Genomic DNA, 25,870 nt, shown 5'->3' on the forward strand with positions numbered 1-25,870 from the left:
CCCCCTGCTGCTACCGTCACCCCGTAGCCGGACGCAGTACGAAAAGGTGGGTGGCGCAAGGTGTCAAGGAGCAGCTCGGGATTCGTGGCCGGGCTCACCGCCGCCGCGCTCGCCGCGGTCGGCTTCCTCGCCTACCAGGCCTCGGCCAGCGCGCCCGACAGCCTGGCCAAGCCCCCCGCCAAGTCCCCCACCGCCTCCGCCTCGGGCTCCCCCAAGGAGAAGTCCCGCCCGGCGGAGGTGCCGCAGCGGTCCGGTGACGGGGAGCGGGTCGTGTACTCCCTGGGCGCCGACCGCGTCTGGCTGGTCGAGGGCTCCGGCAAGGTGCGCGCCACGTACGAGGTGACGCCCGGCTCGGTCGACCCGGCGCCCGGCACCTACACCGTCGGCTCGCGCACCGGCTCGGTCAAGGGCACGGACGGCGTGGCGATCGAGCACGTCGTGCGGTTCACGAACACCGACGGGGTCACGATCGGCTTCAGCGCGGCGATCGACGGTGCCACGCCGAAGGCCGACCCGGCGACGAAGACCGGCGGCATCCGTCAGTCGCGCGAGAACGGCAGCGCGATGTGGAAGTTCGCCGTCATCGGCAAGAAGGTCGTCGTCGTTCCGTAGCGACGTCCGCCGTGGCGGCCGGGGACGCGGGCGGCGTGGACACCGCGCTCGCCGCCGCGCAGGAGGCCAGCAGGGCGCTCATCGAGACGCCCCCGGGGCGCGCGGCGCCCGCGGGCGCCGGCAGTCCCCGCGGCCGGGGCCGCGGCGCCGCGTCACGTTCTGAAGCCGACATGGATGCCTCCTGGGGGCTTCGGGCAGACGTGGTTAGGTAGACCTAACCAGTTCCGTCACCCATGTGACCACGCGCGGCCCGCACAGCGCAACAGTTTCCCGACGCCCTGTCGGAAACTCCGGCCGGGCGGCGGGCTACGCGGACAGCGCGGCCAGGTCCGCCTCGGTCCAGCGGGCACCGAGGCCCCGGAGGGTCACCTCGCGGACCTCGTCCGCCGTGTCGCCCACGGCGCGGTCGATGACCACGTGCAGGCGGTCGTCCGACAGCTCCTCGACCTTGCCGTCGCCCCACTCCACGACGATCACCGAGTCGGTGAGCGACACGTCGAGGTCCAGGTCCTCCATCTCGTCGAGGCCGCCGCCCAGGCGGTAGGCGTCGACGTGCACCAGCGCGGGTCCCGCGCCGAGCGGCGGGTGGACGCGGGCGATGACGAAGGTCGGCGAGGTGACGGCGCCGCGCACGCCGAGGCCCTCACCGAGGCCGCGGGTCAGCGTCGTCTTCCCGGCGCCCAGCTCACCGGTGAGCATGACGAGGTCGCCGGGGCGCAGGATCTTGGCCAGGCGGCGGCCCAACTCGCTCATCTGCTCCGGGGAGTTGACCGTGATCTCGGCGGTGTTGGCGGGGGCCTGGTGGTGCGGTGCTTCCATGGCGTCCACGGTAGCGGCTGGAACACCCCGGGCCCCGCCGTGTCACCTGTCGGACGTACCCGTACCGGCCGCCGCGCGGCCCGCGCCCGACCTGGCGATCAGCTCCGCGAGCCGGTCCGTGACCAGCTCGGGGTGTTCCAGCATGACGAGGTGCCCCGCGTCCGGCACGAGGACGAGTTCGGCGTCGGGCAGCAGCGCGGCGATGGCCTCGCTGTGCCCGCTCGGCGTGACCAGGTCCTCCGTCCCGGCCAGCACGAGCACCGGCAGATCGGCGAAGTGCTTGAGCGCCTCGGCCTTGTCGTGCTCGGCGAAAGCCGGGTAGAACTCCGCGACCACGTCGATCGGCGTTGCCTCGATCATCCGCTCCGCGAACCGCGCGATGGCGGGGTCCACGTCCTTCCGCGAGAACGAGTACCGCTTGATGACGCCCGCGAAGAGGTCCGCGGTGGCCCGCCGCCCGCGCTCGACGAGATCGGCCTGCGAGCCCAGGGTCCGCAGCAGCCCCGGAAGGACCCGGCGCACCGCGTTCATCCCGGCCACCGGGAGGCCGAAGTTCACCTCGCCGAGCCGCCCCGACGACGTACCGACGAGGGCGACGCCGACGACGCGCTCCCTGATCAGCGCCGGGAACTGGTCGGCGAGGGCCATGGTCGTCATGCCGCCCATGGAGTGCCCCACCAGGACGAGGGGCCCCTCGGGCGCCGCCGCGTCGATGACGGCCTTCAGGTCGCGCCCGAGCTGGTCGATGGAGACCGGCACGGCACGCTCGACCTGGTCGACGCCGCGCCCGGAGCGGGCGTGGCTGCGCTGGTCCCAGTAGACCGCGCGGACGACGCCGCGCAGGGCGGCGCGCTGGAAGTGCCAGGAGTCCTGGTTCAGGCAGTAGCCGTGGCTGAAGACGACGGTGACGGGCTCCGGGGCGCGGCGTCCGTGCCCGAGGAGGCGGCGCGCGCGGGCGCCCCGGCCGCCGGCCGCGGCCTCCGTACCGTCCTCCCCCGTACCGACGTCCTCGACCTCGTACGAGAGTTCGGTGCCGTCGTCCGCGTACGCCGTGCCCGGCATGCCCCGCAGCGAGCCGTAGGGCCCGGCGGCGTCGAGCGCGAGCCGTGCCTTCTTGCGCATTCCGCGGCCGACGGTGAGCCGCTCTATGGCCACACCCGCCGCCGCGCCCGCGGCGATGACGCCTATCGCGGCGCCCGCGACCCCGGCCCGCCGCCAGTTCCCCGCCGCGGCGACGGCCTCCACCGCCGCGTCCGCCGCGGCAGCCCCCGTGGTGCTCTCGCTCACGTGCCGCTCCTAGTCAGTGGTCGAACCGCTCGTTCACATCTCTCCCGGCCCGGGACGCTCATTCACGAAGACGCGGGGGACGCGCGATCCGATGCGGGTGACGATCTCGTACGCGATGGTGCCCGCCGCCTGCGCCCAGTCCTCGGCGGTCGGCTCCCCGCGGTCACCGGGCCCGAAGAGCACCGCCTCCGCGCCGACCGCCGGCTCGTCGCCGCCGAGGTCGACCACGAACTGGTCCATGGCCACGCGGCCCGCGACCGTCCGCCACTTGCCCGCGACCAGGACGGGGGCGGTGCCCGACGCGTGCCGCGGGACGCCGTCGCCGTACCCGGCGGGGACGAGGCCGAGGGTGGTCTCGCCGGGGGTGACGTAGTGGTGTCCGTAGCTGACGCCGAGGCCGGCGGGGACGTGCTTGACCAGGGCGAGCGAGGCGCTGAGGGTCATCACGGGCCGCAGCCCGAAGTCCGCGGGCGTGCCCACGTCGGGGCTCGGCGAGATGCCGTACATCGCGATGCCGGGGCGCACGAGGTCGAAGTGGGTCTCGGGGAGCGTGAGCGTCCCGGGGGAGTTCGCGATGTGCCGGACCTCGGGGCGCACCCCCTGGTCCTCGGCGTACGCCACCATCTCGCGGAAGACGGTGAGCTGCGCGGCGATCGAGGGGTGTCCCGGCTCGTCGGCGCAGGCGAAGTGCGACCAGAGGCCGGTGACCCGCACCAGCCCGTCGGCCTCGGCGCGCAGGGCCGCCGCGACCAGCTCGGGCCAGTCGGCGGGCGTGCAGCCGTTGCGGCCGAGGCCGGTGTCGGCCTTGAGCTGGATGCGGGCGGTGCGCCCCGCCTCGCGGGCGGCGGCCGTCACCTCGGTGAGCGCCCACAGCGCGCTCACCGACATGTCGAGGTCGGCCTCGACGCCCTCGCGCCAGGGCCCGCCCGGCGTCCACAGCCAGCACAGCAGCCGCCCCCCGATCCCGGCGGCGCGCAGGGCGAGGGCCTCCTCGGGGGTCGCGGTCCCGACCCAGGTGGCGCCCGCCTCCAGGGCGGCCTTGGCGCAGGGCACCATTCCGTGTCCGTACGCGTCGGCCTTGACCACGGCCATGAACGCGGCGTCCGGCGCGTGGGCACGCAGCGAGCGCACGTTGGCGCGGAGGGCGGCGAGGTCGATCTCGGCGCGGACACGGTGGGCGGCTGTCTCGTTCATCGCGCACCAGTGTCTCAGAGGCCGCCGTCACCCCCTCTCCCGTGGCCGTGCACGGCCCAGGGCGGGCGGCTGCTCTTGCCTCAGCCGCAGACGTCCCGCCACGCCGCCGGGACGGCCTCGGCGACGTCCTGCGCGGCCACGGGGGCCCCGTCCGCCGCGTGGCGCGCGGCCAGGCCGTGCAGATAGGCGGCGACCGACCCCGCGTCACGCGCTTCGAGCCCGGCCGCCAGCAAGGACCCGGCGAGGCCCGACAGCACGTCGCCGCTGCCCGCGGTGGCGAGCCAGGCGGTGCCCGTGGGGTTGACGCGCACGGGCCCTTCCGCGTCGGCGACCAGGGTGGTCGACCCCTTGAGCAGCACGGTCGCGCCGTAGCGCGCCGCGAGCTCCCGTACGGCGGCGAGCCGCGCCGACTCGACCCGCGCGCGGTCGACGCCGAGGAGCGCGGCGGCCTCGCCCGCGTGCGGGGTGAGCAGCGTGGGGGCGCGCCGCGCACGGACCCGGCGCTCGTCGGCGAGGCGCAGGCCGTCGGCGTCGATCAGGACGGGGACGTCGGCGTCGAGCACGTCGAGGAGCCGGTCCTCGTCGTCGCCGAGCCCGGGGCCCACGGCCCACGCCTGCACCCGCCCGGCCTTCGACGGCGGCCCCGCGGACACCAGGGCCTCGGGGAAGCGGGCGACGACGGCGTCGGCGGCGGGTCCCGCGTACCGTACGGCGCCCGCGCCGCCGTGCAGGGCCCCGGCGACGCAGAGCACGGCCGCCCCGGGGTAGCGGGCCGACCCGGCGACGACGCCCACGGCGCCACGGCGGTACTTGTCGCTCTCCCCGGTGGGCACGGGCAGCAGCCGGGCCACGTCGGCGTACTGGAGGGCCTCCAGCGCCCGCCGCTCCCGCGGCAGGCCGAGGCCGATGTCGACGAGCCGCACGGCTCCGGTGTACTCGCGCCCCGGGTCGACCAGGAGCCCCGGCTTGTACGTCCCGAAGGTCACCGTCACGTCCGCGCGCACCGCCTCGCCGTGCACCTCGCCGGTGTCGGCGTCCACGCCGCTCGGCAGGTCGACGGCGACGACGGTGGCCGTCCGAGCCGCCGCCACCAGGTGCGCAGCCCGCTCGCGCAGTCCGCCCCGGCCGCCGATGCCCACGATGCCGTCGACGACGAGCCGCGCGCCGGCGACCGCGTCCTCGGCCCGGCCGTCGCGCTCGTCGGTGCCGTCCACCACACGGCCCCCCGCGGCACGCAGCGCCGCCAGGCCGCCGGGGTGCGCGCGGTCCGGCGCGAGGAGCACCGCGGTGACGCCCGCGCCCCTGCGGGCCAGCCGCGCCCCCGCGTACAGGGCGTCGCCGCCGTTGTCACCGCTGCCCACCAGCAGCGTGACCCGGCTGCCGTAGACCCGGCCGAGCAGCCGGGCACACTCGGCGGCCAGCGCCGCCGCGGCCCGCTGCATCAGAGCGCCCTCGGGCCCCCGGGCCATCGCCGCCCGCTCCGCCGCCCGTACCTCCGCCACGCCGTAAGCACTCCGCATGGCCCCCAGTCTCCTCCCTCTCGCGACGCCCCGCCCGGGAGCCGCGGACCGCTACGCCTCCGCCACCACCACCGCCGAGGCCACGCCCGCGTCATGGCTCAGCGACACGTGCCAGGCCCGGACGCCCAGCTCGGCGGCGCGCTCCGCCACCGTGCCGCTCACCCGGAGCCGCGGCTGCCCCGTGTCCTCCACGTACACCTCGGCGTCGGTCCAGCGGAGCCCACCGGGTGCCCCCAGCGCCTTGGCCAATGCCTCCTTCGCCGCGAAGCGGGCCGCGAGCGAGGCCACGCCCCGCCGCTCCCCGCCCGGCAGCAGCAGCTCGCCGGGGACGAAGAGCCGCTCGGCCATCCCGGGCGTGCGCCGCAGCGCCGCGCCGAACCGCTCGATCTCCGCCACATCGATGCCAACCCCGATAATCACCGGCTCAGCGTGACACACCCCACCCCGCCCGCCGGGCCCGCAGCCGTGACAATGAACTGTGATCTCTTCGGTCTCCGCGCCAATGAAGGCGCCGCGGAGCGCCCACCGGCACAAGCCGGAGGCGACTCCCTACGTCGACCTCACCCGCAGCGAGTGGAGCGCGCTGCGGGAGAAGACGCCGCTCCCCCTCACGGCGGAGGAGGTGGAGAAGCTCAGGGGCCTCGGCGACGTCATCGACCTGGACGAGGTCCGCGACATCTACCTCCCGCTCTCCCGCCTCCTGAACCTCTACGTGGGCGCCACCGACGGTCTGCGCGGCGCCCTGAACACCTTCCTCGGCGAGAAGGGCTCGCAGTCGGGCACCCCCTTCGTCATAGGGGTCGCGGGCTCCGTGGCCGTCGGCAAGTCGACCGTCGCCCGCCTCCTCCAGGCCCTGCTCTCCCGCTGGCCGGAGCACCCCCGCGTGGAACTGGTGACGACCGACGGCTTCCTGCTCCCCACCAAGGAGCTCGAAGCGCGCGGCCTGATGTCCCGCAAGGGCTTCCCCGAGTCGTACGACCGCCGCGCCCTCACCCGCTTCGTCGCCGACATCAAGGCCGGCAAGGAGGAGGTGACGGCGCCCGTCTACTCCCACCTGATCTACGACATCGTGCCCGGCAGGCGCCTCACCGTCCGCCGCCCCGACATCCTGATCGTCGAGGGCCTGAACGTCCTGCAGCCCGCGCTCCCCGGCAGCGACGGCCGCACCCGCGTGGGCCTCGCCGACTACTTCGACTTCAGCGTGTACGTCGACGCCCGCACGGAGGACATCGAGCGCTGGTACCTCAACCGGTTCAAGAAGCTGCGCCTGACGGCCTTCCAGAACCCGTCCTCGTACTTCCGCAAGTACACCCAGGTCTCCGAGGAGGAGGCCCTCGACTACGCCCGCACCACCTGGCGCACGATCAACAGGGTCAACCTCGTCGAGAACGTCGCCCCGACCCGCGGCCGGGCCGCCCTCGTCGTCCGCAAGGGACCCGACCACAAGGTGCAGCGCCTGAGCCTGCGCAAGCTCTGAACCCGCACCGCTAGCCTGCGGGCCATGCTGCACCTTCGCCTGATCACCCCCGCGGACACCACCGACGAAGCGGTGCGCCTCATCGAGAGGACGACGGGGACCACGCACCTGGCCGTGGTCCCCGGCGCCGCCCGCTCTCCCGCCGGGGACGTCGTCATGTGCGACGTCGCCCGCGAGGCGGCCGACGGGCTGCTCGACGGCCTGCGCGCGCTCGGCCTCGACAGGACGGGCTCGATCGCGGTCGAGAACATCGACCTGTCCCTCTCCGAGAGCGCGGACGAGGCGGAGAGGGACGCGCCGGGAGAGGCCGCCGACGCCGTGGTGTGGGAGCAGCTCACCGACGCGACCCACGAGGAGTCGACGCTCTCCGCCACGTACGTCGCGTTCATCACCCTCGCCACGATGATCGCGGCCTGCGGTGTCGTGCTCGACAACGCGATCCTGATCGTGGGCGCGATGGCCGTCGGCCCGGAGTTCGGCCCGCTCGCGGGGTTCTGCACGGCGCTCGTCCGCCGCGCTCCCCGGCTGGCCCTGCGCGCGCTGACGGCGCTGCTCGTGGGGTTCGCGGTGGCGATGGTGGCGACCGTCGGGTTCAGCTACCTCATGGACGCGGTGAACCTCTTCAGCGACGACGCCCTGCGCGCGGAGCGCCCGAACACGAACTTCATCTACCGCCCCGACTGGTTCTCGTTCGTCGTGGCGGTCCTCGCGGGCGCCGCGGGCACCCTCTCCCTCACCTCGGCGAAGTCGGGCGCCCTGGTCGGCGTGGCGATCTCCGTGACGACGGTCCCCGCGGCGGCGAACGCCGCGGTCGCCTTCAGCTACGCCGAGTACAAGCAGGCGTGGGGCTCCACCGAGCAGCTCCTGCTGAACCTGCTCGGCATCGTCCTCGCGGGTACGGCGACGTTGCTGGCCCAGAAGGCTCTCTGGGCCGGGCAGCGGCGCCGTACCGCGAAGGCGGAGCGGGGTTAACCGAGCGCCGACTTCACCACGTCGGCGAGCCGGCTCGCCACGGACCGCGCCTGCTCGATGTCGGCGGCCTCGACCATGACCCGCACCAGCGGCTCCGTCCCCGAGGGGCGGAGCAGCACCCGGCCGGTCGAGCCCAGCTCGCGCTCGGCCTCGGTGACGGCCGTGGACAGCTCGGCCGAGGTCCGCACGCGGGACTTGTCGACGTCCGGCACGTTGATGAGGACCTGCGGGAGCCGCTTCATGACCCCGGCGAGGTCGGCGAGCGTACGCCCCGTCTCGGCGACCCGCGCCGCGAGGAGCAGCCCGGTCAGCGTGCCGTCGCCCGTGGTGGCGTGGTCGAGGACGATGACGTGCCCGGACTGCTCGCCGCCGAGGGCGTAGCCGTGCTCCTTCATCGACTCAAGGACGTAGCGGTCGCCGACGGCGGTCTGCACGAGCGAGAGCCCCTGCTCCTCCATGGCGAGCTTGAAGCCGAGGTTCGACATGACGGTGGCGACAACGGTGTCGCCGCGCAGCGTGCCGTGCTCGCGCATGGCGAGGGCGAGCACCGCGAGGATCTGGTCGCCGTCGACCTCCTCGCCCGTGCCGTCCACGGCGAGGCAGCGGTCGGCGTCCCCGTCGTGGGCGATGCCGAAGTCGGCGCCGTGCTCGACGACGGCGGCCTTGAGCAGGTCGAGGTGGGTCGAGCCGCAGCCGTCGTTGATGTTGAGGCCGTCCGGCTGGGCGCCGATCGTGACGACCTCGGCACCGGCGCGGGTGAACGCCTCGGGCGAGACGCGGGAGGCGGCTCCGTGCGCCTCGTCCAGGACGATCCGCAGTCCGTCGAGGCGGTTGGGCAGCACCCCGAGGAGATGCGCGATGTACTGGTCGAGCCCCTGGTCGTAGGAGCTGACCCGGCCGACGCCCGAGCCGGTGGGCCGCTGCCAGGGGGCGCCCGTGCGGTGCTCCTCGTAGACCGACTCGATGCGGTCCTCAAGATCGTCGGCGAGCTTGTGGCCGCCGCGGGCGAAGAACTTGATGCCGTTGTCCGGCATGGCGTTGTGGCTGGCGGAGAGCATCACGCCGAGGTCCGCGCCGAGCGCTCCGGTGAGGTGCGCCACCGCGGGGGTCGGCAGCACGCCGACGCGCAGGACGTCCACGCCCGCGCTGGCGAGGCCCGCGACCACCGCGGCCTCCAGGAACTCCCCGGACGCGCGCGGGTCCCGCCCGACCACGGCCTTCGGCCGGTGGCCCTCGAAGGTGCCCGCCTCGGCCAGTACGTGCGCCGCCGCCACGGAGAGTCCGAGCGCGAGCTCGGCCGTCAGATCCGCGTTGGCGACACCGCGCACGCCGTCCGTGCCGAAGAGTCGTCCCACTGCTGTCCTCCGAACGTTCCAAAAGCTTTCGGAAATGCTCCGAACTTGTCCCCCGCCGTCTGCCCCCTGTTCACAAGAGGGTGCCAGGGGCCGAGCGGTTCCTGATAGACGAACGCCCCGGCAGCACAGACTGTGCCGCCGGGGCGAACGAGAAGTACAAGCAGGCAGCGATTAGCGCTTGCTGTACTGCGGGGCCTTGCGGGCCTTCTTGAGACCGGCCTTCTTGCGCTCGACCGCACGGTCGTCGCGCTTGAGGAACCCGGCCTTCTTCAGGGCGCCGCGGTTGTTGTCGACGTCGGCCTCGTTCAGCGCACGGGCGACACCGAGACGGAGCGCACCGGCCTGGCCGGAGACGCCGCCACCCGCGATGCGGGCGATGACGTCGTAGCGGTCGTCGAGTTCGAGCACCTTGAAGGGCTCGTTGACTTCCTGCTGGTGGACCTTGTTCGGGAAGTAGTCCTCAAGCGTCCGCCCGTTGATCTTCCACTTGCCGGTGCCCGGGACGATCCGGACGCGGGCGATGGCGTTCTTGCGACGGCCCAGGCCGGCGGCCGGCTGCGGGTCGCCGAAGCGCGCGGCGTTCGACTCGGAGGTGTACTCGCCCTCGACGGGCACCTCGGACTCGGTGGTGTACTGCTCGACGTCGGCGATCTCGGTCTCTTCGACCGGCTGCTCAACGGTGGTCTCGGCCACGATTCTCCTCAGATTTCTTTTCGTCTTTGGGGGTGGCCGGAACTACTGCGCGACCTGGGTGATCTCGAACGGGACCGGCTGCTGAGCGCCGTGCGGGTGCTGGTCGCCCGCGTAGACCTTCAGCTTCGAGAGCATCTGACGGCCCAGGGTGTTCTTGGGGAGCATGCCCTTGACGGCCTTCTCAACGGCCTTCTCGGGGCTCTTCTCGAGCAGCTCGTCGTAACGGACGGAACGCAGACCACCCGGGTAGCCGGAGTGGCGGTACGCCATCTTCTGGGTCTTCTTGTTGCCCGACAGGTGCACCTTGTCGGCGTTGATGATGATGACGAAGTCACCGGTGTCGACGTGAGGGGCGTAGATCGGCTTGTGCTTGCCACGCAGAAGGGTGGCAGCGGTGGTCGCCAGACGGCCCAGGACGATGTCCCGGGCGTCGATGACGTGCCACTGGCGGGTCACATCGCCGGGCTTGGGGCTGTACGTACGCACGGTGTCGTAGCCTTCGCTTCTTCAGAGGTGGGGTCCTGACATGGCCACCACGGACGATGTACGACAGCCCTGGCGGACCTCGGTGACGCAACCGAGTCCTGCCGCTGGTCATCGGCCCGGTGGACCGGTGTAAGGGCCCCTCACGTGAGAATGAGAAAGCCAATACACATAACGAACTCGCAGAATACCCGCGCCGACCCGTACGGGTCAAAACGCGGGCCTGGAGACCGGCGAACCGGCTCCACCGACATGGGCGGCCTGTGAGACCCCAGGATAACCGCCCCCCGCACCTGCCCCCGCGTCCGGCGGCGGACCACCCGTCCGGTCCCGGCCACCCCGCCCCGCCCCGCCTCAGCCACCGGGCGCCGCGGTCTCCGCGTCGACCCGCCCCCCGTCGGCCGCGACGCCCCGCCGCACCCCGCGCTCCCCCGCGACCCCGCCCACCAGGCAGGCCCTGCCGAGCGTGCCCGCGAGGAGACAGAGCGTGGCCGCGTCCTTGAAGGCCCGCCGGGTCCCCGGCTCAAGCCACGGCCAGGCGAACCCCGGGACCTGCGGCACGAGCGCCAGCCAGAACCACGGGGTGCGCCCCGGCGCCCCCGGCGTGAGCACCCCGGCGAGCAGCAGCGGGAGGACGACCAGCAGGTAGTGGTCGTAGGAGGGGCGGGAGACGAGGAAGGCCGAAAGCATGAGCATCGTGGCGCACTCCGCCACCCGCGCGGGCCCCTCGTCGCCTCTGCCCCACCGACGCCAGGCACACCACACCCCGGCCGCGGCGGCACCCCCCGCGAGCAGCGTCGCCAGGGACTGCGGCACCCCGAGCCGCCCGAGCACCGCGGCCGGCGATGCCTCGTAGAGCCGTACGAAGGCGTCGTCGCCGCGCAGCAGGAAGGGCAGCGTCCGGGTGACGAACCCGGCGGGGTCCGGCATCGTCAGAGCGGCCCCGAGCGAGACCGCCACCGGCAGCCCGGCCACCGCGGCGAGCCCCCGCCACCGCCGGGCGAAGACGAAGAGCAGCGCGACGGGCACCAGCAGCGGCTTCACGGCCACGGCGGCGCCGATCACGAGCCCGGCGGCGGTCCAGCGACCGCGGGACGCGAGGAGCAGGGCGAGCGGCAGGGCCGCCGCGGACGCCACCGTCCAGTTGCCCAGCTCCACGAGGTGCCCGAAGGGGGCGAAGCCGAGGGCGAGCCCGAGCAGCCCGTACGCCGCGAACCTGCTCCGCCACGCGATCCCGTACAGCCGCAGCGCGCACGCCCACCCGGCGACGAGCCCCGCGGTGACGCCCGCCGGGACGAGGAAGCGCGCCACGGCGGCCGGCAGCAGGGCCTGCGGCACGGCGGCGAGCACGGCCCCCGGCAGATAGAGGAAGTGCCGGTCGGCGTAGGGCGAGCGCCCGTCGAGCCAGGCCCCGGCGGCCCGCACCACGATGGCGTTGTCCATGCCCCCGTCCGGGGTGCGCAGCCCCACCCGGACGACCGCGGCGAGCAGCACCGCTCCGAGCGCCGCGAGGACATGCCACTCGGCAGGCCGCGACATCCATCCCTTAACCGCCGTTCTGCCCGTTTCCATGCGGCTCAGGCTAGGCCGCGAACCCCCTCCGGCCCGGGCTCAACATCCGCCACGGCCCGTCTAAGATGCGGCCCATGAGCTTTGGGCAAGGGGGACCTCAGTGGAGTCCGGGCGGCCCCGGCGGCGGGCCCACACCCGACTGGGCGGCGCTCGCCGAAGCCTCCGAGGCGCGCACCCGGCGGCGCAAGTGGCTGATGATCGGCGGCGGCGCGTTCGCGACGATCGCCATCGCGGCGGCGGTGGCCGTCGCCGTCGTCTCCGCCAACAGTGACGACGCCTCCGCGTCGAACAAGCCGGCGAGCGAGCTCCCCGCCACGGCCGACATCCCCGGCGCGAGCAAGGACCCGGGCCCCTCCTTCAAGGCGACCACGCCGCCGCCCCCGCCGGACCCGAAGGACTACATCGCCAGCGCCAAGAAGGACAAGGCGCCGCTCACCGCCGAGGGCCTCTTCCCCGGCAGGACGTTCACCTCGGGCGAGACCGTCTACAAGAAGGGCGCGACCGACAGCACCAAGAGCTGCGCCTCGGTCACCCAGCCCGCCCTCGGCGCGATCCTCACCAGGAACGACTGCACCCGCCTGATCCGCGCCAGCTACGTCGAGGACGGCGTCGCGGTCACGATCGGCGTCGCCGTCTTCGACACGACGGCCGAGGCCGAGAAGGTCAAGGACCAGGTCGAGAAGGGCCTGGTCACCGCGTTGCCCGGCAAGGGCGTGCCGGGCTTCTGCCAGACGGGCGTCTGCCGCGGCACGTACAACGCCTACGGCCGCTACGCGTACTTCACCACCACCGGCTACACCAGCGGCAAGGACGTCACCACCGGCGACCGCAAGGCCTACGGCGTCGGCGACACCATGGCCCGCTTCGCCTTCCAGCGCATCCACGCGCGGGGCGAGGCGCAGGCGTCGGCCGCGGCGGCCGGCCCCGAGTAGCCCGGCCGCTCAGCAGCAGCCGGCGCCGGGCAGCGTCCGCTTGTTGCGCGCCTCCTTGGTGCGCGCGGCGAGCAGCTCGTCGGCGGGGTAGCCGACCTCTTCGAGGGTGAGCCCGTGGGGCCGCACCACGTGCACAGCGGAGTCCCGCACCCCGGCCGCGAGCACCTTGCCCGGCCACTCCACGGGCCGGTGCCCGTCGCCCACGAACAGCATGGCGCCGACCAGGGACCGCACCATGTTGTGGCAGAAGGCGTCGGCCCGGACGGTCGCTTCGAGGATGCCGTCGCCGCGCCGCTCCCACCGCAGCTCCTGGAGCGTGCGGATGGTCGTGGCACCCTCACGCCGCTTGCAGTACGCGGCGAAGTCGTGCTCGCCGATCAGCCGCTCGGCGGCGGCGTTCATGGCGTCGAGGTCGAGCTGCCAGTCGTGCCACAGCACATGGCCGCGCAGCAGCGGGTCGACGCCGCCGGGGTGGTCGGTCACGCGGTAGGCGTACCGCCGCCACACCGCCGAGAACCGCGCGTTGAACCCGGCGGGCGCCTCGGCGACCTTCCACACCCGCACGTCGTGGGGCAGCCGCCCGGCGAGCCTGCGCAGGAGCTTGTCCCGGTGCTCGGCCCACACGTCCTCCGGCAGGTCGACGTGGGCCACCTGCCCGCGCGCGTGCACCCCGCTGTCGGTCCGCCCCGCCACGGTCAGCTCGTACGTCTCCTGGGACCGCGTCACGGTCCGCAGCGCGGCCTCGATCTCCCCCTGGACGGTCCGCTGCCCCTGCCGCTGCTTGGCCCAGCCGGAGAAGTCCTTGCCGTCGTACGAAAGGTCGAGACGTACGCGGACGAACCCGGGCTCTACTTCGTCACTCACTCATGGTTCCTCTCAGGCAACGAAAAGCGGGCCCGCCCCTGACAAGGGACGGGCCCGCATCGCCCCCGAAGGGGCGCGGGGAACTGCGCGACCGGCCACGACGAACCCGCAGCCGAAGACGCACGGCCCCCGGCAGGACGCTTACGCGTCCTTCGACTCCTCGGCCGGAGCCTCGTCGGCCTTGGTCGTGTCGACCTTGGCGTCGGTGACCTCGGCGTCCTTGGCGGCACGCTTCGTGGCGGCCTCGGCCTCACCGGTGGCCTCCTGGGCCACGGTCAGGGCCTCGACCAGCTCGATGACCGCCATGGGCGCGTTGTCGCCGCGACGGTTGCCGATCTTGGTGATGCGCGTGTAACCACCGGGGCGGTTCTCGTAGCGCGGGCCGATCTCCGTGAAGAGCGTGTGCACGATGCTCTTGTCGGTGATGACGGACAGCACCTGGCGGCGGTTGTGAAGGTCACCCTTCTTCGCCTTGGTGACCAGACGCTCCGCGTACGGACGCAGGCGACGGGCCTTCGCCTCGGTCGTGGTGATGCGGCCGTGCTCGAAGAGCTGCTTGGCGAGGTTCGCCAGCAGAAGCTTCTCGTGCGCGGCGCTGCCGCCCAGACGGGCACCCTTGGTGGGCTTCGGCATGGTGTTTCTCCTTCATTGCTGCACCGGCCGTACGAGGTACCGGTGACAGTGTCCGAGCAGGCGGTCGCCCGTCGGAGACCCGCGCCCCGTCAGGCGCGCGGGGAACTGCGCGATCAGCCGAAGCGGACCCGCGGCGAAGAACAGTCCGCCGCGCGGAGCGCTCAGTACTGCTCGGTCTCGACGAACCCGGCGTCGGCATCGTCATCGGCGCCGAAGGCGTCGGCCGCGGCGGTCGGGTCGAAGCCGGGGGGCGAGTCCTTGAGCGCGAGGCCCATGCCGTTGAGCTTCATCTTGACCTCGTCGATCGACTTCGCACCGAAGTTGCGGATGTCGAGCAGGTCCGCCTCGGACCGGGCGACGAGCTCACCCACGGAGTGGATGCCCTCACGCTTGAGGCAGTTGTACGACCGGACGGTGAGCTCCAGCTCCTCGATCGGCAGCGCCAGGTCGGCGGCGAGGGCGGCGTCCGTCGGGGACGGGCCCATGTCGATGCCCTCGGCGTCGATGTTGAGCTCGCGCGCCAGACCGAACAGCTCGACCAGGGTCTTGCCGGCAGACGCCATGGCGTCGCGCGGGCGCATGGCCTGCTTGGTCTCGACGTCGACGATCAGCTTGTCGAAGTCGGTGCGCTGCTCGACACGGGTCGCCTCGACCTTGTACGTGACCTTGAGCACCGGCGAGTAGATCGAGTCGACCGGGATACGGCCGATCTCCTGGCCGACCTGCTTGTTCTGCACGGCGGAGACGTAGCCGCGACCGCGCTCGACGGTCAGCTCCATCTCCAGCTTGCCCTTGCCGTTGAGCGTGGCGAGGACGAGGTCGGGGTTGTGCACCTCGACACCGGCCGGCGGGGCGATGTCAGCGGCGGTCACGAGGCCCGGACCCTGCTTGCGCAGGTACATCACGACGGGCTCGTCGTGCTCCGAGGAGACGACCAGCTGCTTGATGTTGAGGATGAGGTCGGTGACGTCCTCCTTGACGCCCGGCACGGTGGTGAACTCGTGCAGGACACCGTCGATGCGGATGCTGGTGACAGCAGCGCCGGGGATCGACGACAGGAGGGTGCGGCGGAGGGAGTTGCCGAGGGTGTAGCCGAAGCCCGGCTCCAGCGGCTCGATCACGAACCGGGAGCGGAATTCGTCGACGACCTCTTCGGTCAACGAGGGACGCTGAGCGATCAGCATGAAATGTTCCTTCAGTCAGGGGCACCCACTATTTGATGCCCTGCCCGGGGCGGAGCCCCATGGTGTTACGCCTTCAAGGGTACGGGCGGCACGGACTCGAAGAGCCGTACCGCCCGGAACCTGTGAAGCGGTGAAGCAGTGAAGCGGCCGGAACCACAGATGCGTGACGCACCTGAGGTCAGACGCGCCTCCGCTTGGGCGGACGGCAGCCGTTGTGCGGCGTGGGCGTCACGTCCTGGATCGAGCCGACCTCAAGGCCGGTCGCCTGGAGCGAGCGGATGGCGGTCTCGCGACCGGAACCCGGGCCCTTGACGAAGACGTCGACCTTGCGCATGCCGTGCTCCTGCGCGCGACGGGCGGCCGACTCGGCGGCCATCTGCGCGGCGAACGGCGTGGACTTGCGCGAGCCCTTGAAGCCGACGTGGCCGGCGGAGGCCCACGAGATCACGTTGCCGGTCGGGTCCGTGATGGACACGATCGTGTTGTTGAACGTGCTCTTGATGTGAGCGTGCCCGTGGGCGACGTTCTTCTTTTCCTTGCGGCGCACCTTCTTGGCAGCGCCCTGACGACCCTTGGGGGGCATCTATAACTCCTACGGGAGGTGGTCGGTCCTGCAGCGTCAGCTGTCGATAGACCGCTGAGCGAGGACTACTTCTTGCCCGGCTTCTTCTTACCGGCGATGGCGCGACGCGGGCCCTTGCGGGTGCGGGCGTTCGTGCTGGTGCGCTGACCGCGGACGGGCAGGCCACGACGGTGACGCAGGCCCTGGTAGCAGCCGATCTCGACCTTGCGGCGGATGTCGGCCTGGATCTCGCGACGGAGGTCACCCTCGGTCTTGATGTTGGCGTCCACGTACTCGCGGATCTTGACGAGGTCTTCCTCGGTCAGGTCGCGGACGCGGGTGTTGCGGTCCACCTCGGTGGCGTCCAGCGTCTGCTGGGCCAGCGTGCGGCCGATGCCGAACACGTAGGTGAGGGCGACCTCGATGCGCTTTTCGCGCGGGAGGTCAACGCCTTCAACGCGTGCCATTCATGGCTCCTGTTGATTCTTCGGAGGTCTTCGGCAGAACCACTCCCAGTGGCCGTACTAGGTACCGGCTGGGTCCCCGGCCTCCGACCGGGGGTGTCGCCCTCCATTACCGATGGATCTGAAGAGGGACGTGCTCTGCGTATTGATTACGTGCGTCGCGCGAAACTCTGCGAACTGCAGTCGTGCGTCAGCCCTGGCGCTGCTTGTGGCGCGGGTTGTCGCAGATGATCATGACCCGGCCGTGACGGCGGATCACCCTGCACTTGTCGCAGATCTTCTTGACGCTCGGCTTGACCTTCATTGGGTGAGGTTCTCCGGGTCAGTGCCTCCACCCCGCGCGAACGGGGTGCGGGCAAGATCTACTTGTACCGGTAGACGATCCGGCCACGCGTCAGGTCGTACGGAGACAGCTCCACCACGACCCGGTCGTCAGGGAGGATGCGGATGTAGTGCATGCGCATCTTGCCGCTGATGTGTGCCAGGACCTGGTGGCCGTTCTGGAGCTCCACCTTGAACATGGCGTTCGGAAGAGACTCGACGACAGTGCCTTCGATCTCGATGGCACCTTGCTTCTTGGCCACGCTTCGCCCTTCGAATCGACTACCTTGATCGACTACATGCTCCGTATGCAGACACACGGATGCACGAGAGCCGACGCGTCAGTCTACGTCAGTGCTCTCGGAAAGACGAATCGAGAAAGTCTGCCCCACGACGAAGATCCTTAAGCAAGGGGGTCACCTGGACCGCGGGGGCCTAGCCCAGCGGGTCCGGTGCCGCCGTGATGCCGTACTCCGCCAGCTTCGCCCTGCCGCAGTCCGGGGCCGTGAGGACCAGGGGGCCCTGCTCCGTGAGGGCCACCGAGTGCTCCCAGTGCGAGGACCAGGTGCCGTCGGTCGTGATGACCGTCCAGTCGTCCTCCAGGACCTCGGTGCGGGGCGTGCCGAGCGAGACCATGGGCTCGATCGCGAGGCAGAGGCCGGGGACCAGCTTGGGCCCCTTGCCGCGGCGGCGCTCGACGTAGTTCAGGAGGTGCGGGTCCATGTGCATCTCGGTGCCGATGCCGTGGCCGCCGTAGTCCTCGACGATGCCGTACTTGCCGCCGCCCGGCTTCGGCTGGCGGCGGATGTACGTCTCGATGGCCCGGGAGATGTCCACCAGGCGGTTGCCCTGCTTCATGGCCGCGATGCCGGCCCACATCGACTCCTCGGTCACCCGGGAGAGCTCGACCAGCTCCGGGGCGTGACCGGAGCCGACGAAGGCGGTGTACGCGGCGTCGCCGTGCCAACCGTCGATGATGGCCCCGGCGTCGATGGAGATGATGTCGCCGTCCTTCAGGACGGTCTTGTCGTCCGGGATGCCGTGCACGACGACCTCGTTCACCGAGGTGCAGATCGTCGCGGGGAACCCGCCGTACCCGAGGAAGTTGGACTTCGCCCCGTGCTCGGCGATGACCTTGCGGGCGACGTCGTCCAGGTCCTTCGTGGTCGCGCCGGGCACCGCGGCCTCACGGGTCGCGGCGTGGATCGCGGCGACGACAAGGCCCGCCTCACGCATCTTCGCGATCTGCTCGGGGGTCTTGATCTGCACCATGGGGCTTCCGCTCTCCGTCATCCGTCCAACAACCGGCCACGTACACGAACCGACTACGTACACAACACTACGGCCGCGGTCCCCCGAGGGGCACCGCGGCCGAGACAGCGTACTGAACTACTTGTCGCCCTTGAGGGCGTCCATCGCGCGCTCGGTGACCTCGTCCACCTTGCCGAGCGCCGAGATCGTGACGACCAGACCCTGGGCCCGGTAGTAGTCGATGATCGGCTCGGTCTGCGTGTGGTAGACCTCAAGGCGCTTGCGGACGGTGTCCTCGCTGTCGTCGCCGCGCTGGTACAGCTCACCGCCGCAGACGTCGCAGACGCCTTCCTGCTTCGGCGGCGAGTACGTCACGTGGAAGACGTGGGCGGACTCGTTGCGGCAGACGCGGCGGCCGGCGATCCGCTTGACGACCTCGTCCTCGGGGACCTCCAGGTCCAGGACGGCGTCGAGCTTCACGTCGTCGGCCTTCAGCGCCTCGTCCAGCGCCTGCGCCTGCGACACGTTGCGCGGGAATCCGTCGAGCAGGAAGCCGTTCACGGCGTCCGGCTGCGCCATGCGGTCCTTCGCCATGCCGATCGTCACCTCGTCGGGCACCAGGTTCCCGGCGTCCATGAACGCCTTCGCCTGCTTGCCAAGATCCGTGCCCTGGCTGATGTTGGCACGGAAGAGGTCGCCCGTGGAGATGTGCGGGATCGACAGGTTCTTGGCGAGGAACGCGGCCTGCGTTCCCTTGCCCGCACCGGGCGGCCCGACGAGGACGATTCGCATCAGCGGAGGAACCCTTCGTAATTGCGCTGCTGGAGCTGGCTCTCGATCTGCTTCACGGTTTCCAGACCCACACCCACGATGATGAGGATGCTCGTCCCGCCGAAGGGGAAGTTCTGGTTGGCCCCGAAGCCCACCAACGCCATCGTCGGCACAAGAGCGATCAGACCCAGATACAGCGAACCCGGCCACGTGATCCGGTTGAGTACGTAACTCAGATACTCAGCGGTAGGACGGCCAGCCCGGATGCCCGGGATGAAGCCACCATACTTCTTCATGTTGTCGGCGACTTCCTCGGGGTTGAAGGAGATCGCGACGTAGAAGAAGGCGAAGAAGACGATCAGGATGAAGTACGTGGCGATATAGATCGGGTGGTCACCCGTGGTCAGATTCGCCTCGATCCACCGCTTCCATCCGGAATTGCCGCCCGCGAACTGCGCCACGAGAGCCGGGATGTACAGCAGCGAGGAGGCGAAGATCACAGGGATGATGCCCGCCTGGTTCACCTTCAGCGGGATGTACGTCGACGTCCCGCCGTAGGACCTGCGGCCGATCATGCGCTTCGCGTACTGGACCGGGATGCGCCGCTGCGCCTGCTCGACGAAGACCACCAGGCCGACCATGAAGAGGCCGACCGCGATGACGGTGCCGAACTCGATCCAGCCGTCCGCCAGGTCGCCCTGCTCCTTGATGGCCCACAGGGCGCTCGGGAAGGTGGCGGCGATCGAGATGAACATCAGGATCGACATGCCGTTGCCGATGCCGCGGTCGGTGATCAGCTCACCGAGCCACATGACGCACGCCGTACCGGCGGTCATCGTGATCACCATCGTGATGGTGACGAAGATCGACTGGTCGGGGACGATCTCGCTGGCGACCGGGCAGCCCTGGAACAGGGTGCCGGTGCGCGCGGTGGCCACCAGGCCGGTGCCCTGGAGGATCGCGAGCGCGATGGTCAGATAGCGCGTGTACTGCGTGATCTTCGCCGTGCCGGCCTGGCCCTCCTTCTTGAGGGCTTCGAGCCGCGGGATCACCACGGTCAGCAGCTGCAGGATGATGCTCGCGGTGATGTACGGCATGATGCCGAGCGCGAAGATCGTGATCTGCAGCAGCGCGCCGCCGCTGAACATGTTGACGAGACCGAACAGACCCTGGTTCTGACTCTGGTTGTCGATACAGGCCTGGACGTTCTTGTAGCTGACACCGGGGATCGGCACGTGCGTACCCAGCCGGTAGATCACGATGATGCCGAGCGTGAAGAGCAGCTTCTTGCGCAGGTCGGGCGTCTTGAACGCCCGGGCGAACGCGGTGAGCACGGTGCCTCCTGCGACCCCCGCGCGCGTGCGCCAGAGGTGGTGGTCTTGAGGTTCGACGAATACGTATCAGTCAACAAAACCGTGCGGGCAGACCGCACGGAGCTTAGACAGTGCACGCCACCTTACCGGCGACCGTGCCCCCCTTGGAACGACCAACCGGGGATGCCCCTTTTGTGGGGCATCCCCGGCTGGGAATCGCTCATGTCATCGACACGTCTGGATGAATCAGACGAGCTCGGTGACGGTACCGCCCGCGGCGGTGATCTTCTCCTTGGCGGAGCCGGAGACGGCGTCGACCGTCACCTGCAGCGCCACGGTGAGCTCACCCTGGCCGAGCACCTTGACGAGGCTGTTCTTGCGAACGGCACCCTTGGCGACGAGACCCTCGACGGTGACCTCGCCACCCTCCGGGTACAGCGCGCTCAGCTTGTCGAGGTTCACGACCTGGAACTCGGTCTTGAACGGGTTCTTGAAGCCCTTGAGCTTCGGGAGACGCATGTGGAGGGGCATCTGGCCACCCTCGAAGCGCTCCGGAACCTGGTAACGGGCCTTGGTGCCCTTGGTACCACGACCAGCGGTCTTACCCTTGGACGCCTCACCACGACCCACACGGGTCTTGGCGGTCTTGGCGCCCGGGGCGGGCCGGAGGTTGTGGACCTTCAGCGGGTTCTGCTCCGCCATGTCAGTCGACCTCCTCAACCGTCACGAGGTGGCGGACGGTGTGCACCATTCCGCGGAACTCGGGGCGGTCCTCCTTGACGACCTGCGTGTTGATGCCCTTGAGACCAAGGGAACGCAGGGTGTCGCGGTGGTTCTGCTTGCTGCCGATGTACGACTTCGTCTGCGTGATCTTGAGCTGTGCCATTACGCACCAGCCCCGGCACGCGCACGAAGCAGGGCCGCGGGGGCGACGTCCTCAAGGGGCAGACCGCGGCGGGCCGCGATCTCCTCGGGACGCTGCAGACCCTTGAGGGCCGCCACGGTCGCGTGCACGATGTTGATCGCGTTGTCGGAGCCCAGGGACTTCGACAGGATGTCGTGCACGCCGGCGCACTCGAGCACGGCACGCACCGGGCCACCGGCGATAACACCGGTACCGGGGGAAGCAGGCTTGAGCAGGACGACGCCCGCGGCCTTCTCGCCCTGGATCGGGTGCGGGATGGTGCCCTGGATACGGGGGACCTTGAAGAAGTGCTTCTTGGCCTCCTCCACACCCTTGGCGATGGCGGCCGGCACCTCCTTGGCCTTGCCGTAACCGACACCCACGGTGCCGTCACCATCGCCCACCACGACCAGCGCGGTGAAGCTGAAGCGACGACCACCCTTCACAACCTTGGCGACACGGTTGATCGCGACAACGCGCTCAACGTATGCGGTCTTCTCGGCGGCAGCGCCACCGTCGCGACCCTTCCGGTCCCGCCGCTCGCCGCCACCGGCACCGCCACCGCGGCGCTGGGGTCCAGCCATTGGAATTACCTCTCTCTGTTTCCGCTAGCTACGCAGTGACACAAGTCCCTGCGCGACGGACGACTCAGAACTTGAGTCCGGCTTCGCGGGCGGCGTCCGCCAGGGCGGCGATGCGCCCGGCGTACTGGTTACCACCACGGTCGAACACGACGGCCTCGACACCGGCGGCCTTGGCACGCTCGGCGACCAGGGCGCCGACCGACTTGGCGGCCGTGGACTTGTCGCCCTCGGCGCCGCGGATCGAGGCGTCCAGGGTCGACGCCGACGCCAGGGTGTGACCCTTGATGTCGTCGATGACCTGGGCCACGATGTGGCGGTTCGAGCGCGTCACGACCAGGCGCGGACGCTCAGCCGTACCCGAGATGTGCTTACGGATGCGGATGTGACGACGCTTGATGGCAGCACGCTTGTAAGCGTCGCCCTTAGCAATCTTGACACCGTATGCCATGGCTTACTTACCCGCCTTTCCGACCTTGCGGCGGATGACTTCGCCTTCGTACTTGACGCCCTTGGCCTTGTACGGGTCGGGCTTGCGCAGCTTGCGGATGTTGGCCGCAACCTCGCCGACCTTCTGCTTGTCGATGCCCTCGACCGAGAACTTGGTCGCCGATTCGACCTTGAAGGAGATGCCCTCGGGCGCCTCGATCAGGATCGGGTGGCTGTAGCCGAGCGAGAACTCCAGGTTGGAGCCCTTCGCCAGGACGCGGTAACCGACACCGCTGATTTCGAGCTTCTTCACGTAACCCTTGGTCACGCCGGTGATCATGTTCGCCACCAGCGTGCGGGACAGGCCGTGGAGGGCCTTGTTCTGACGCTCGTCGTTCGGGCGGGTGACGTTCAGGACGCCGTCCTCACCCTTAGCGATCTCGATCGGCGCGACGATGGTGTGGCTCAGGGTGCCCTTGGGACCCTTGACCGCGACCGTCTGGCCGTCGATGGTGACGTCCACGCCGGCGGGAACCGTGATGGGGAGCTTGCCAATACGCGACATTAGCTATTCCTCCGTTCCCGACTACCAGACGTAGGCGAGGACTTCCCCACCTACGCCCTTCTTGCCTGCCTGCTGGCCGGTCAGGAGACCGTGCGACGTGGAGATGATCGCCACGCCGAGGCCGCCGAGGACCTTCGGCAGGTTGGTGGACTTCGCGTAAACCCGGAGACCGGGCTTGGAGATCCGCTTGATGCCCGCGATGGAGCGCTCACGGTTCGGGCCGAACTTCAGCTCGAGAACGAGGTTCTTGCCGACCTCGGCGTCCTCGACCTTCCAGCCCGTGATGAAGCCCTCCTGCTGGAGGATCTCCGCGATGTGAGACTTGATCTTGCTGTGCGGCATCGCCACGGTGTCGTGGTACGCCGAGTTCGCGTTACGCAGACGAGTCAGCATGTCCGCGATCGGATCAGTCATGGTCATGAATTGGCCTTCGGCCTCTCTCGCCGGGGTTTCCTATCTGCGCCATCCCTCTCCCCACTCAGAGGCGGGACGGGTGCGGCGCGGGGACCTACGGCGTAGTAAGTCGGTCAGGGCGGCAGACGCCCAACCCTCCTAGCCTAAGCCATGTGGAGGAGGGCCTCTGCCAACCCTTTACTTACCGAGAGATCCAGGAGTCCTTTGAACCCTTGAAAAGGGAGGACTACCAGGAGCTCTTGGTCACGCCCGGCAGCTCGCCACGGTGAGCCATCTCACGAAGGCACACGCGGCAGAGGCCGAACTTGCGGTAGACGGAGTGCGGACGGCCGCAGCGCTGGCAGCGGGTGTACGCACGCACACCGAACTTGGGCTTACGAGCAGCCTTGGCAATCAGAGCCTTCTTCGCCATCTCGCTTACGCCTCCTTGAACGGGAAGCCGAGGTGACGAAGGAGCGCACGGCCCTCAGCGTCGTTGGTCGCCGTGGTGACCACGGTGATGTCCATACCCCGGACGCGGTCGATCTTGTCCTGGTCGATCTCGTGGAACATGACCTGCTCCGTGAGACCGAAGGTGTAGTTGCCACGGCCGTCGAACTGCTTGGGGGACAGACCGCGGAAGTCGCGGATGCGCGGCAGCGCGAGCGACAGGGTGCGGTCCAGGAACTCCCACATGCGGTCGCCACGGAGCGTGACGTGGCAGCCGATCGGCTGGCCCTCGCGCAGCTTGAACTGCGCGATGGACTTCCGGGCCTTCGTCACGGCCGGCTTCTGGCCGGTGATCGTGGTGAGGTCGCGGATGGCGCCGTCGATCAGCTTCGAGTCACGGGCGGCGTCGCCGACACCCATGTTGACCACGATCTTGACCAGGCCGGGGATCTGCATGACGTTCTCGTACGAGAACTCCTCACGCAGCTTGCCCGCGATCTCCTCGCGGTACTTCGTCTTGAGACGCGGAGTGGTGGTGGTCGTCATCAGATGTCCTCACCCGTCCGCTTGGCAACGCGGATCTTGTTGCCCTCGTCGTCGAAGCGGTAACCGACGCGCGTGACGACCTTGTTGCCGTCCTTCTCCACGACCAGCTGGACGTTGGAGACGTGGACGGGGGCCTCGGTGGTCACGATGCCGCCGGCCTGCGAGCCGCTGGCGGTCGGGCCGGCCTTCGTGTGCTTCTTGACCCGGTTGACACCCTCGACCAGGACGCGCTCGTCGCGCGGGTAAGCGGCAATGACCTTGCCCTGCTTGCCCTTGTCCTTACCGGTGATGACCTGGACCAGGTCGCCCTTCTTGATCTTCATGCTTACAGCACCTCCGGCGCGAGCGAGATGATCTTCATGAACTTCTTCTCGCGCAGCTCACGGCCGACGGGGCCGAAGATACGGGTGCCGCGAGGGTCGCCGTCGTTCTTCAGAATGACGGCGGCGTTCTCGTCGAAGCGGATGTACGAGCCGTCCGGACGGCGGCGCTCCTTGACGGTGCGAACGATGACCGCCTTGACGACGTCACCCTTCTTCACGTTGCCACCGGGGATCGCGTCCTTCACGGTGGCGACGATGACGTCACCGATGCCCGCGTAGCGGCGACCCGAGCCACCGAGAACACGGATGGTGAGAATTTCCTTCGCACCCGTGTTGTCGGCGACGCGCAGTCGCGACTCCTGCTGGATCACGTCTATCTCCTGTTTGTCTGCCGGTTCCCCCGGGGCAGTTCACCGAACTGCCCCGGGAGCCTGGCGGAACGAACTCCGAGGGGGGTGCCCCTCGGAGAATTACTTGGCCTTCTCGAGGATCTCGACGATGCGCCAGCGCTTGGTGGCGGACAGCGGACGCGTCTCCATCAGGAGGACGCGGTCGCCGACGCCGGCAGCGTTCTGCTCGTCGTGCGCCTTGAGCTTGTTCGTACGGCGGATGACCTTGCCGTACAGCGCGTGCTTGACGCGGTCCTCGACAGCGACGACGACGGTCTTGTCCATCTTGTCGCTGACGACCAGGCCCTCACGGGTCTTGCGGAAGCCGCGGGTCTCAGTCTTCTCAGTCACGTTGCTCTCGCTCATCAGGCGCTCTCCACCGTCTCGATGCCCAGCTCGCGCTCACGCATCAGGGTGTAGATCCGCGCGATGTCCTTACGGACGGCCTTGAGCCGGCCGTGGTTCTCGAGCTGGCCCGTCGCCGCCTGGAAGCGGAGGTTGAACAGCTCTTCCTTGGCCTCGCGAAGCTTGTTGACAAGCTCCTCGTTGCCCAGCTCGCGCAGCTCGGACGCCTTGGTACCGGCCGACATCACGACTCACCTGCCTCGCGCCGGACGATGCGGCACTTCATCGGAAGCTTGTGAGCAGCGCGGGTGAGCGCCTCACGAGCAATCTTCTCGTTCGGGTAGGACAGCTCGAACATCACCCGACCGGGCTTGACGTTCGCGATCCACCACTCGGGAGAACCCTTACCGGAACCCATGCGGGTCTCGGCGGGCTTCTTGGTGAGCGGACGGTCCGGGTAGATGTTGATCCAGACCTTGCCGCCACGCTTGATGTGGCGGGTCATCGCGATACGAGCCGCCTCGATCTGGCGGTTGGTCACGTACGCCGGAGTGAGGGCCTGAATGCCGTACTCGCCGAACGCAACCTGCGTACCACCCTTGGACATACCGCTGCGCTTCGGGTGGTGCTGCTTGCGGTGCTTGACCCTACGGGGGATCAGCATTT

At 70.0% G+C, this 25,870-nt stretch carries 36 protein-coding genes; 4 read left to right on the forward strand and 32 right to left on the reverse strand.

Annotated elements, in window-relative coordinates:
- Positions 1 to 60 precede the first annotated feature (60 nt).
- On the forward strand, positions 61 to 612 hold the full coding sequence (locus tag AB0I16_RS05230; protein ID WP_363247971.1) for a hypothetical protein: 552 nt from the start codon (positions 61 to 63) through the stop codon (positions 610 to 612).
- A gap of 306 nt (positions 613 to 918) precedes the next feature.
- Here AB0I16_RS05230 and tsaE read toward each other — a convergent pair whose 3' ends face one another.
- The 5 genes from tsaE to AB0I16_RS05255 all read right to left on the reverse strand — a co-directional run bounded on the left by tsaE (position 919) and on the right by AB0I16_RS05255 (position 5,852).
- Positions 919 to 1,431: a tRNA (adenosine(37)-N6)-threonylcarbamoyltransferase complex ATPase subunit type 1 TsaE gene (gene tsaE, locus AB0I16_RS05235; RefSeq protein ID WP_363247972.1), complete on the reverse strand. Its 513-nt coding sequence runs from the start codon at positions 1,429 to 1,431 to the stop codon at positions 919 to 921.
- A 42-nt stretch (positions 1,432 to 1,473) separates the two neighbouring features.
- Positions 1,474 to 2,718 carry an alpha/beta hydrolase gene (locus AB0I16_RS05240; RefSeq protein ID WP_363247973.1) on the reverse strand — a complete coding sequence of 415 codons (1,245 nt, stop codon included), beginning with the start codon at positions 2,716 to 2,718 and terminating at the stop codon, positions 1,474 to 1,476.
- Positions 2,719 to 2,751: 33 nt separating this feature from the next.
- Positions 2,752 to 3,912 (reverse strand): alanine racemase, encoded by a 1,161-nt coding sequence (alr, locus tag AB0I16_RS05245; RefSeq protein ID WP_363247974.1) that lies wholly within the window; start codon positions 3,910 to 3,912, stop codon positions 2,752 to 2,754.
- Positions 3,913 to 3,992: 80 nt separating this feature from the next.
- The gene (locus AB0I16_RS05250; protein WP_363247975.1) at positions 3,993 to 5,432 is read right to left on the reverse strand and encodes an NAD(P)H-hydrate dehydratase; all 1,440 of its coding nucleotides are present in this window, start codon (positions 5,430 to 5,432) and stop codon (positions 3,993 to 3,995) included.
- Positions 5,433 to 5,483: 51 nt separating this feature from the next.
- Entirely contained in the window at positions 5,484 to 5,852 is a 369-nt protein-coding gene (locus tag AB0I16_RS05255) for a holo-ACP synthase (protein WP_363247976.1), read from the reverse strand.
- Positions 5,853 to 5,934: 82 nt separating this feature from the next.
- On the opposite strand from AB0I16_RS05255, the gene coaA reads away from it, so the two are divergent.
- Together coaA and AB0I16_RS05265 are read left to right on the forward strand one after the other, a co-directional pair.
- The gene (coaA, locus tag AB0I16_RS05260; protein WP_363247977.1) at positions 5,935 to 6,909 is read left to right on the forward strand and encodes a type I pantothenate kinase; all 975 of its coding nucleotides are present in this window, start codon (positions 5,935 to 5,937) and stop codon (positions 6,907 to 6,909) included.
- 24 nt (positions 6,910 to 6,933) lie between these two features.
- Positions 6,934 to 7,881 carry a DUF389 domain-containing protein gene (locus AB0I16_RS05265; RefSeq protein ID WP_363247978.1) on the forward strand — a complete coding sequence of 316 codons (948 nt, stop codon included), beginning with the start codon at positions 6,934 to 6,936 and terminating at the stop codon, positions 7,879 to 7,881.
- Here AB0I16_RS05265 and glmM read toward each other — a convergent pair.
- From glmM to AB0I16_RS05285, 4 genes are all read right to left on the reverse strand, one after another.
- A complete protein-coding gene (glmM, locus tag AB0I16_RS05270; RefSeq protein WP_363247979.1) occupies positions 7,878 to 9,236 on the reverse strand; it encodes a phosphoglucosamine mutase in 1,359 nt (452 codons plus the stop codon). The genes AB0I16_RS05265 and glmM overlap by 4 nt on opposite strands.
- Before the next feature lie 171 nt (positions 9,237 to 9,407).
- Entirely contained in the window at positions 9,408 to 9,929 is a 522-nt protein-coding gene (rpsI, locus tag AB0I16_RS05275) for a 30S ribosomal protein S9 (protein WP_136240670.1), read from the reverse strand.
- Positions 9,930 to 9,971: 42 nt separating this feature from the next.
- The gene (gene rplM / locus AB0I16_RS05280) at positions 9,972 to 10,415 is read right to left on the reverse strand and encodes a 50S ribosomal protein L13 (RefSeq protein WP_363247980.1); all 444 of its coding nucleotides are present in this window, start codon (positions 10,413 to 10,415) and stop codon (positions 9,972 to 9,974) included.
- 351 nt (positions 10,416 to 10,766) lie between these two features.
- Positions 10,767 to 11,984: a glycosyltransferase family 87 protein gene (locus AB0I16_RS05285; protein ID WP_363247981.1), complete on the reverse strand. Its 1,218-nt coding sequence runs from the start codon at positions 11,982 to 11,984 to the stop codon at positions 10,767 to 10,769.
- Between the two features lie 74 nt (positions 11,985 to 12,058).
- Here AB0I16_RS05285 and AB0I16_RS05290 point away from each other — a divergent pair, with 74 nt between their 5' ends.
- Entirely contained in the window at positions 12,059 to 12,916 is an 858-nt protein-coding gene (locus tag AB0I16_RS05290; RefSeq protein WP_363247982.1) for a hypothetical protein, read from the forward strand.
- A 9-nt stretch (positions 12,917 to 12,925) separates the two neighbouring features.
- Here the strand turns inward: AB0I16_RS05290 and truA are convergent, their stop codons facing one another.
- The 23 genes from truA to rplP form a co-directional block, all read right to left on the reverse strand.
- Positions 12,926 to 13,780 (reverse strand): tRNA pseudouridine(38-40) synthase TruA, encoded by an 855-nt coding sequence (truA, locus tag AB0I16_RS05295; protein WP_363247983.1) that lies wholly within the window; start codon positions 13,778 to 13,780, stop codon positions 12,926 to 12,928.
- 141 nt (positions 13,781 to 13,921) lie between these two features.
- On the reverse strand, positions 13,922 to 14,413 hold the full coding sequence (rplQ, locus tag AB0I16_RS05300) for a 50S ribosomal protein L17 (protein WP_363247984.1): 492 nt from the start codon (positions 14,411 to 14,413) through the stop codon (positions 13,922 to 13,924).
- Positions 14,414 to 14,574: 161 nt separating this feature from the next.
- Positions 14,575 to 15,597, reverse strand: coding sequence for a DNA-directed RNA polymerase subunit alpha (locus AB0I16_RS05305; RefSeq protein WP_016645160.1), 1,023 nt, complete (start codon positions 15,595 to 15,597; stop codon positions 14,575 to 14,577).
- A gap of 178 nt (positions 15,598 to 15,775) precedes the next feature.
- Complete coding sequence (rpsK, locus tag AB0I16_RS05310) at positions 15,776 to 16,180, reverse strand: 30S ribosomal protein S11 (RefSeq protein WP_003948617.1); 405 nt, start codon at positions 16,178 to 16,180, stop codon at positions 15,776 to 15,778.
- A 65-nt stretch (positions 16,181 to 16,245) separates the two neighbouring features.
- On the reverse strand, positions 16,246 to 16,626 hold the full coding sequence (gene rpsM / locus AB0I16_RS05315) for a 30S ribosomal protein S13 (RefSeq protein ID WP_030782528.1): 381 nt from the start codon (positions 16,624 to 16,626) through the stop codon (positions 16,246 to 16,248).
- Positions 16,627 to 16,813: 187 nt separating this feature from the next.
- Positions 16,814 to 16,927 (reverse strand): 50S ribosomal protein L36, encoded by a 114-nt coding sequence (gene rpmJ, locus AB0I16_RS05320; protein WP_003948619.1) that lies wholly within the window; start codon positions 16,925 to 16,927, stop codon positions 16,814 to 16,816.
- 58 nt (positions 16,928 to 16,985) lie between these two features.
- Positions 16,986 to 17,207, reverse strand: coding sequence for a translation initiation factor IF-1 (gene infA, locus AB0I16_RS05325; RefSeq protein WP_003948620.1), 222 nt, complete (start codon positions 17,205 to 17,207; stop codon positions 16,986 to 16,988).
- A gap of 172 nt (positions 17,208 to 17,379) precedes the next feature.
- Positions 17,380 to 18,216 (reverse strand): type I methionyl aminopeptidase, encoded by an 837-nt coding sequence (gene map, locus AB0I16_RS05330; protein ID WP_363247985.1) that lies wholly within the window; start codon positions 18,214 to 18,216, stop codon positions 17,380 to 17,382.
- Positions 18,217 to 18,333: 117 nt separating this feature from the next.
- Positions 18,334 to 18,987, reverse strand: coding sequence for an adenylate kinase (locus tag AB0I16_RS05335; protein WP_363247986.1), 654 nt, complete (start codon positions 18,985 to 18,987; stop codon positions 18,334 to 18,336).
- Positions 18,987 to 20,300, reverse strand: coding sequence for a preprotein translocase subunit SecY (gene secY / locus AB0I16_RS05340; protein WP_363247987.1), 1,314 nt, complete (start codon positions 20,298 to 20,300; stop codon positions 18,987 to 18,989). Before secY ends, AB0I16_RS05335 begins: the two co-directional genes overlap by 1 nt.
- 225 nt (positions 20,301 to 20,525) lie before the next feature.
- The gene (gene rplO, locus AB0I16_RS05345; RefSeq protein ID WP_062775150.1) at positions 20,526 to 20,981 is read right to left on the reverse strand and encodes a 50S ribosomal protein L15; all 456 of its coding nucleotides are present in this window, start codon (positions 20,979 to 20,981) and stop codon (positions 20,526 to 20,528) included.
- Position 20,982: 1 nt separating this feature from the next.
- Positions 20,983 to 21,165: a 50S ribosomal protein L30 gene (rpmD, locus tag AB0I16_RS05350; protein WP_005481207.1), complete on the reverse strand. Its 183-nt coding sequence runs from the start codon at positions 21,163 to 21,165 to the stop codon at positions 20,983 to 20,985.
- Positions 21,165 to 21,767 (reverse strand): 30S ribosomal protein S5, encoded by a 603-nt coding sequence (rpsE, locus tag AB0I16_RS05355; protein WP_055553512.1) that lies wholly within the window; start codon positions 21,765 to 21,767, stop codon positions 21,165 to 21,167. The genes rpmD and rpsE overlap by 1 nt, the downstream gene beginning before the upstream one ends.
- Positions 21,768 to 21,831: 64 nt before the next feature.
- Entirely contained in the window at positions 21,832 to 22,215 is a 384-nt protein-coding gene (rplR, locus tag AB0I16_RS05360) for a 50S ribosomal protein L18 (protein ID WP_363247988.1), read from the reverse strand.
- Positions 22,216 to 22,218: 3 nt separating this feature from the next.
- Positions 22,219 to 22,758 carry a 50S ribosomal protein L6 gene (gene rplF / locus AB0I16_RS05365; RefSeq protein ID WP_363247989.1) on the reverse strand — a complete coding sequence of 180 codons (540 nt, stop codon included), beginning with the start codon at positions 22,756 to 22,758 and terminating at the stop codon, positions 22,219 to 22,221.
- A gap of 21 nt (positions 22,759 to 22,779) precedes the next feature.
- Positions 22,780 to 23,178 carry a 30S ribosomal protein S8 gene (gene rpsH / locus AB0I16_RS05370; RefSeq protein WP_018528360.1) on the reverse strand — a complete coding sequence of 133 codons (399 nt, stop codon included), beginning with the start codon at positions 23,176 to 23,178 and terminating at the stop codon, positions 22,780 to 22,782.
- 220 nt (positions 23,179 to 23,398) lie between these two features.
- Complete coding sequence (locus AB0I16_RS05375; protein ID WP_003956452.1) at positions 23,399 to 23,584, reverse strand: type Z 30S ribosomal protein S14; 186 nt, start codon at positions 23,582 to 23,584, stop codon at positions 23,399 to 23,401.
- Positions 23,585 to 23,589: 5 nt separating this feature from the next.
- Entirely contained in the window at positions 23,590 to 24,147 is a 558-nt protein-coding gene (rplE, locus tag AB0I16_RS05380) for a 50S ribosomal protein L5 (protein WP_062775145.1), read from the reverse strand.
- Positions 24,147 to 24,470: a 50S ribosomal protein L24 gene (gene rplX, locus AB0I16_RS05385; protein ID WP_016645174.1), complete on the reverse strand. Its 324-nt coding sequence runs from the start codon at positions 24,468 to 24,470 to the stop codon at positions 24,147 to 24,149. The genes rplE and rplX overlap by 1 nt, the downstream gene beginning before the upstream one ends.
- A 2-nt stretch (positions 24,471 to 24,472) precedes the next feature.
- Entirely contained in the window at positions 24,473 to 24,841 is a 369-nt protein-coding gene (gene rplN / locus AB0I16_RS05390) for a 50S ribosomal protein L14 (RefSeq protein WP_003974257.1), read from the reverse strand.
- A gap of 99 nt (positions 24,842 to 24,940) precedes the next feature.
- Positions 24,941 to 25,225: a 30S ribosomal protein S17 gene (rpsQ, locus tag AB0I16_RS05395; RefSeq protein ID WP_062775142.1), complete on the reverse strand. Its 285-nt coding sequence runs from the start codon at positions 25,223 to 25,225 to the stop codon at positions 24,941 to 24,943.
- Entirely contained in the window at positions 25,225 to 25,449 is a 225-nt protein-coding gene (rpmC, locus tag AB0I16_RS05400) for a 50S ribosomal protein L29 (RefSeq protein ID WP_006347226.1), read from the reverse strand. Before rpmC ends, rpsQ begins: the two co-directional genes overlap by 1 nt.
- The gene (gene rplP / locus AB0I16_RS05405; RefSeq protein WP_014047785.1) at positions 25,449 to 25,868 is read right to left on the reverse strand and encodes a 50S ribosomal protein L16; all 420 of its coding nucleotides are present in this window, start codon (positions 25,866 to 25,868) and stop codon (positions 25,449 to 25,451) included. The genes rpmC and rplP overlap by 1 nt, the downstream gene beginning before the upstream one ends.
- Positions 25,869 to 25,870: the final 2 nt, after the last annotated feature.

This window comes from Streptomyces sp. NPDC050703 (assembly GCF_040654435.1).
Taxonomy (GTDB): domain Bacteria; phylum Actinomycetota; class Actinomycetes; order Streptomycetales; family Streptomycetaceae; genus Streptomyces.